We start from the raw sequence: 5,362 nt of genomic DNA, 5'->3' as shown, positions 1-5,362 counted from the left end.
TCCAGGCGCAGGGGGCGGAGGCGCCCGCGTGGGCGCCGTCCCGTGTGCCCACCCGTCCCTCCCCCAGCGGGGCGATTGCCCACGCGGGGGCGGGGGCGGAGATCCGCCGGGGAGCGGAGCGGCGCCCCCAGAGGCGGCCGGCGACCCGCCGCTCCCCCCGCGCCCTCAGCCCAGCGCCGCCACCCTGTCCCGGTACGTGCGGGCCGCCGGGGCGTCGCGGTAGGGCTCCAGGCGGCGCTCGAAGTCGCGGATGTATTCGACCGCGCGTGCCGAGCGCATCTCCGAGGCCTGTTGTGCCGCCTCCGCGCCGAGCGCGCAGGCCTGGTCGAGTTCGCCGAGGGCGAGGCGGGCGGAGGCGAGGACCACGCGGCAGAAGAGGCGGCTGCGGGCGAAGCCGGGGCCGCGGAGTTGGAGGGCGCGTTCGGCGTGCTGGGCGGCGGCGCGGTACTGCTGGAGGTCGCGGTGGCAGTGGCCGAACTCGTCGGCGAGCTGCGCCTCGTCGAAGGAGCGGGCCCAGTACGGCACCTCGTCGCCGGGCCGGGCGGCCTCCAGGGCGCGTTCGGCGCGGGCGAGCGCGGCCCCGCAGGCGCGGGACTCGCCGAGGACGCCGTGTCCGCGCGCCTCGACGGAGTGGAGCAGGGCCTGCACGACGGGCGGCGCGGCGGAGCCGACGCCCTGCTGGGCGACCCGGGCGAGCTGGACGGCCTCGCGGCCGTGGCCGAGGTAGACGGCCTGGTGGCTCATGGTGATGAGGACGTACGAGCCGTAGGCCCGGTCCCCGGCCGCCTGGGCGAGCCGCAGCGCCTGCACGAAGTAGCGCTGGGCGAGGCCGTGCGCGGCGATGTCGTACGAGGTCCAGCCGGCGAGCCGGGTGAGGTCGGCCACGGCGCCGAAGAGCCGGCGCCCCACGCTCTCCCCGTACGTACCGCGCAGCATCGGCTCCGCCTCGTGCTCCAGGTAGCGGACCAGGGCCTGCCGGGCGTGCCCGCCGCCGTACGCGTGGTCGAGGGTGCGGAACAGCTCGCCGACCGAGCGCAGCGCGGCGATGTCGCCGCTGGTCACCCGCTGCCCGGGGCCCCGGTCGGTGCCGCGCTGGCGGGGCACCGAGTAGCGCCCCTGCAACGGCACCCTCGGTTCCGAGCCACCCGAGCCACCCGCGCGACCCGGGCCACCCAGGCCACCCGAGCCACCCAAGCCACCGAGGCCGCCCGAGCCACCCAGGCCACCCGAACGCCCCGGATCGCCCAGACCACCCGAGCCACCCGAACGACCCGGGCCGCCCGAGTCGCCAAGGCCACCCAAGCCACCGAGGCCACCAGCACCACCCGGACCGCCCAAACCGCCCGAGCCACCGGGGCTGCCCGGGGCACCCGGGCCGCCGCCCAGGCCGCCCGGTTCGCCGCGCGCCACCCGTTCGTCGGCCCGCCCGATCAGCCAGTCCCGGCTCGGCACGACCAGCCCGGCCGGCGTGAAGGCGATCTTGCGCAGCTCCGCGTGGCTCCCGGAGTCCTTGCGCCACAGCCCGCTGACGATGTCCACGGCCTCCTCGGGCGTCGCCGCGAACTCCAGGCCCGCGTAGACCGGGGCGCACGCGTCGAGCCCGAGGTCCTGCGCGGAGAGCCGGCGGCCGAGGCGGCGGGTGAAGACCTCGGCGATCAGGGCGGGGGTGGTGCCGCGCGGCTGCTGGCCGCGCAGCCAGCGGGTCACCGAGGTCTTGTCGTACCGCAGGTCGAGCCCGTGCTCGAGGCCGAGCTGGTCGACGCGTCTGGCGAGCCCGGCGTTGGAGAAGCCCGCTTCGGCGATGAGCGCGGCAAGCTGGCGGTTCGGCATGCGCTGCGAGGGTCGTTCCGTCATCAGCTGTGCGGTCTCCTGCCTTCCGGGCCCGGGGTGGCAGCCCGTACGGACCCTCGTGGCCCTCATGGAACGGCGTGAATTTAGCGGCACTAGCCGCCCTTACCGCCGCCTTCGCCCCACATTCATCCGATCGTGTGAGGATTGGCTCGTCGCTGACGCAGTGGACGTAGGACCCCTCACACACCTGCCGGAGGGCCGTCCGGCGTACCGCCGTACAGTGGCATGGGCGCGATTGACGCATGGTGCCGAGCCGGCTCCCGCCCCGGGACGATCCCCGGAACCCGGCCCCGGCACCCAGGAGGAGGCTTTGCCGTGAGTGAGCTGCGATTCGTCCGTCTGGGCTTCGGCGCGGACGCCGTCGACTACCAAGTGGCGTGGGACAAGCAGCGCGAGGTGCACGCCGCCCGGTTCGCCGACGAGGTCGAGGACACCTGTCTGCTCCTGGAGCACCCTCCGGTCTACACCGCGGGCCGGCGCACCGCGGAGAGCGAGCGCCCGCTGGACGGGACGCCGGTGGTGGACGTCGACCGCGGCGGCAAGATCACCTGGCACGGCCCCGGCCAGCTCGTCGGCTACCCGATCATGAAGCTGCCCCGTCCGGTCGACGTCGTGGCCCACGTACGCCGCCTGGAGGAGGCGCTGATCCGTACCGCCGCCGAGTTCGGCGTGGCGACCACCCGGGTCGAGGGCCGCAGCGGCGTGTGGGTGCTCGGCGACCCGGTCGAGCAGCGGCCGCAGTTCGGCGGCCTCTCGCTCGACTTCGACCCGCGGCTGCACGACGAGGAGTTCGACCCGCGGCTGAACGGCCCGGAGTACGCCCCGTCCAACGCCGGCCAGCGCCGCGAGGACCGCAAGCTGGCCGCCATCGGCATCCGGGTGGCCAAGGGCGTGACGATGCACGGCTTCGCCCTCAACGTGAACCCGGACAACACCTGGTTCGACCGGATCATCCCGTGCGGCATCCGCGACGCGGGCGTGGCCTCGCTCGCGAACGAGCTGGGCCGGGACGTCACGATCGAGGAGGTGCTCCCGGTCGTCGAGAAGCACCTGCGCGAGGTGATGGCGGAAGCGGTGCTGAAGCCGCGGGAGATCGAGCGCGACAGCGCGGGCGGCAGCGCGCCCGGGACGGCGCCCGCCGCGGAGCGCGCGACGGAGCGGGCCTCGGCCTGAGGAATGCCCACCCATGGCCACGGGTTGGCCAACGGTGAAGGCATAGGAAGCACGGGGCGTACCCTGGTGTACGCCGAAGAATCGAAGCTACAGGAGCCGATGTGTCCGCAGTCGCACCCGACGGACGCAAGATGCTGCGCCTGGAGGTCCGGAACAGCCAGACCCCCATCGAGCGCAAGCCCGAGTGGATCAAGACCCGGGCGAAGATGGGTCCGGAGTACAACAAGCTCCAGGGTCTCGTGAAGAGCGAGGGTCTGCACACGGTCTGCCAGGAGGCGGGCTGTCCCAACATCTTCGAGTGCTGGGAGGACCGCGAGGCGACCTTCCTCATCGGCGGCGACCAGTGCACCCGGCGCTGCGACTTCTGCCAGATCGACACCGGCAAGCCGCAGGCCCTCGACCGTGACGAGCCGCGCCGCGTCGGCGAGTCCGTCGTCACGATGGACCTGAACTACGCCACCATCACCGGCGTCGCCCGCGACGACCTGGAGGACGGCGGCGCCTGGCTGTACGCGGAGACCGTGCGCCAGATCCACCAGCAGACCGCCGAGCGCGCCGCCGGCCGCACCAAGGTCGAGCTGCTCGCGCCCGACTTCAACGCGGTGCCGGAGCTCCTGGCGGAGGTCTTCGCCTCCCGCCCCGAGGTCTTCGCGCACAACGTCGAGACCGTGCCGCGCATCTTCAAGCGGATCCGCCCCGGCTTCCGCTACGAGCGCTCGCTCGAGGTCATCACCAAGGCCCGCGACTACGGTCTGGTCACGAAGTCCAACCTGATCCTCGGCATGGGCGAGACCCGCGAGGAGATCAGCGAGGCCCTGCAGCACCTGCACGACGCGGGCTGCGAGCTGATCACCATCACGCAGTACCTGCGCCCGTCGGTCCGGCACCACCCCGTGGAGCGCTGGGTCAAGCCGGACGAGTTCGTGGAGCTGAAGGAGGAGGCCGAGGAGATCGGCTTCTCCGGTGTGATGTCGGGCCCGCTGGTCCGTTCGTCGTACCGCGCGGGCCGGCTCTACCAGCAGGCGATCGAGCGCCGTGGCGCGGTGGACAACGCCACCCAGGCCGTCTGAGCAGCCGCTTTCCCGCATGACGCACGACCTGATGCGGCCCTCCGTGCTCACGGAGGGCCGCATCAGGCTTTCATCAGTGTTTGACCGCCGGGTCACGCCCTGGTAACACCGACCTGTGAGGCTGTTCTCACTCACCGCCACCTCACCGCCACCGAGCGCTCACGGAGGCCCCCGCCCATGCAGGCCGCGCATATCCGAGCCAACGCGTTCCCGTCCGTCACCGGCGCCCTCAGGGCCGTCGAGACCCTGCTGCTCGCCCGTGGGCAGCGCACCGCCCGGCGCAACGCCTGGAACTCCGTCCTGGAGGACCGGCGCCGCGCCAAGGACCGTGTGGAGGCCCAAAACGTGATGGAGGCCGTGGCCGGTCGGGCATCCCGGGCCACGTAGACTTCAGGACATGGCGAGGAAGGCAAACACGGGCGGCGCTGACGCCGCCGCGAACCCCGGGCGACTGAAGCAGATCGCCCTCACGTACAAGATGACCCGGAAGGCCGACCCCCAGGTCGGGCTCGTCGTCGCGGGCGTGGGCATCGTCGTACTCGGTGCCCTCCTCGGAATCGGCTTCGCGATCGGTCACCCGGTCTACCTGGGCATCCTCGGTTTCGTCCTGGCCTTCCTGGCCATGGCGATCGTCTTCGGCCGGCGCGCCGAGAAGGCGGCCTTCGGCCAGATGGAGGGCCAGCCCGGCGCCGCCGCGGCGGTCCTGCAGAACGTCGGGCGCGGCTGGACCGTGACCCCGGCCGTGGCGATGAACCGGAGCCAGGACGTCGTGCACCGCGCGGTCGGCCGCGCCGGCGTCGTCCTGGTCGCGGAGGGCAACCCGAACCGGGTGAAGTCGCTGCTCGCGGCCGAGAAGAAGAAGATGGCCCGGATCGTCGTCGACGTGCCGGTGACCGACATCGTCGTCGGCAACGACGAGGACGCCGGCCAGGTGCCGCTGAAGAAGATCCGCACGAAGATGCTGAAGCTTCCGCGGGTCCTCGCCGGCCCCCAGGTGACGGCGGCCAACGACCGGCTGCGGGCCATGGGCGACCTGATGAGCAACATGCCGCTGCCGAAGGGCCCGATGCCGAAGGGCATGCGGATGCCGCGCGGCGGAAAGATGCGCTGAGCGTACGAGTCGTACGGCTCGTACGTATACGAGAGGGGGGGGCCCCCCCGGGGGGGGGGGGCCCCCCCCCCGGGGGGGGGGGGGGGGCCCGGGGGCCCCCCGGCCGGGGGGCCCCCGGGGCGGCGGCCCCCCCCCGGCGGCGCCCCGACCGCCGGCG

At 73.4% G+C, this 5,362-nt stretch carries 5 protein-coding genes; 4 read left to right on the top strand and 1 reads right to left on the bottom strand.

The genetic code is table 11. The annotated features are described in order from the left end of the window. Positions 1–165: 165 nt before the first annotated feature. A complete protein-coding gene (locus tag ACIRSU_RS19355) occupies positions 166–1,854 on the bottom strand; it encodes a regulator (RefSeq protein ID WP_403793595.1) in 1,689 nt (562 codons plus the stop codon). Between the two features lie 312 nt (positions 1,855–2,166). Between ACIRSU_RS19355 and lipB the strand changes: the two genes are divergently transcribed. The 4 genes from lipB to ACIRSU_RS19335 all read left to right on the top strand — a co-directional run bounded on the left by lipB (position 2,167) and on the right by ACIRSU_RS19335 (position 5,205). Further along, positions 2,167–3,024: a lipoyl(octanoyl) transferase LipB gene (lipB, locus tag ACIRSU_RS19350; RefSeq protein WP_403793593.1), complete on the top strand. Its 858-nt coding sequence runs from the start codon at positions 2,167–2,169 to the stop codon at positions 3,022–3,024. Positions 3,025–3,125: 101 nt separating this feature from the next. Beyond that, positions 3,126–4,094 (top strand): lipoyl synthase, encoded by a 969-nt coding sequence (gene lipA / locus ACIRSU_RS19345; RefSeq protein ID WP_403793591.1) that lies wholly within the window; start codon positions 3,126–3,128, stop codon positions 4,092–4,094. Positions 4,095–4,271: 177 nt separating this feature from the next. Then, entirely contained in the window at positions 4,272–4,481 is a 210-nt protein-coding gene (locus tag ACIRSU_RS19340; RefSeq protein WP_403793589.1) for a hypothetical protein, read from the top strand. A 10-nt stretch (positions 4,482–4,491) separates the two neighbouring features. Continuing rightward, positions 4,492–5,205 (top strand): DUF4191 domain-containing protein, encoded by a 714-nt coding sequence (locus ACIRSU_RS19335; RefSeq protein WP_403793587.1) that lies wholly within the window; start codon positions 4,492–4,494, stop codon positions 5,203–5,205. Positions 5,206–5,362 lie beyond the last annotated feature (157 nt).

It is taken from the genome of Streptomyces sp. NPDC101160 (genome assembly GCF_044768205.1).
Classification (GTDB): domain Bacteria; phylum Actinomycetota; class Actinomycetes; order Streptomycetales; family Streptomycetaceae; genus Streptomyces.
Note: the sequence above shows the minus strand (reverse complement) of the source record. Positions and strands in the feature narration are given on the sequence as shown.

Bases quoted from the DNA above. Each gene is read 5' to 3' on its own strand.
- ACIRSU_RS19355 (WP_403793595.1), bottom strand. From the start codon at position 1,854: ATGACGGAACGACCCTCGCAGCGCATGCCGAACCGCCAGCTTGCCGCG.
- ACIRSU_RS19340 (WP_403793589.1), top strand. From the start codon at position 4,272: ATGCAGGCCGCGCATATCCGAGCCAACGCGTTCCCGTCCGTCACCGGC.
- ACIRSU_RS19335 (WP_403793587.1), top strand. From the start codon at position 4,492: ATGGCGAGGAAGGCAAACACGGGCGGCGCTGACGCCGCCGCGAACCCC.